The sequence below is a fragment of the Streptomyces sp. P17 genome (genome assembly GCF_032436805.1).
Taxonomy (GTDB): domain Bacteria; phylum Actinomycetota; class Actinomycetes; order Streptomycetales; family Streptomycetaceae; genus Streptomyces.
Map to the genome: position 1 here is coordinate 1 of NZ_JAVRBF010001239.1, position 249 is coordinate 249.

Here is a 249-nt window from a genome sequence, read left to right on the forward strand (position 1 = left end):
TTCGCGGCGTACACGGGCATCGTGAGTGGATAGGCGTCAGCGGCGGCCTTCGCGGCGGTCGAGGTCTGATCGAGCTGGAGAACGCGAGATCCCGAAGACGGCGAGGTCATTGCGGCCGCCGCTGCGGTCATGCCCGCTGTCGTCGGCGCGACGAACTTCCCCGCTGCGTTGAGCAGCGACGCCGTCACCACCTGGTAGCGATCTGCCGCGGATGCCGTGGTCAACCCGATCAGCCGCTGCGATCCCGGG

Annotated in this window: 1 protein-coding gene; it reads right to left on the reverse strand. The window is 68.7% G+C overall.

The genetic code is table 11. From position 1 onward, the window contains the following. A partial coding sequence (locus tag RMT89_RS44545; RefSeq protein ID WP_315889453.1) for a hypothetical protein occupies window positions 1-249 on the reverse strand: 249 nt, incomplete at both ends.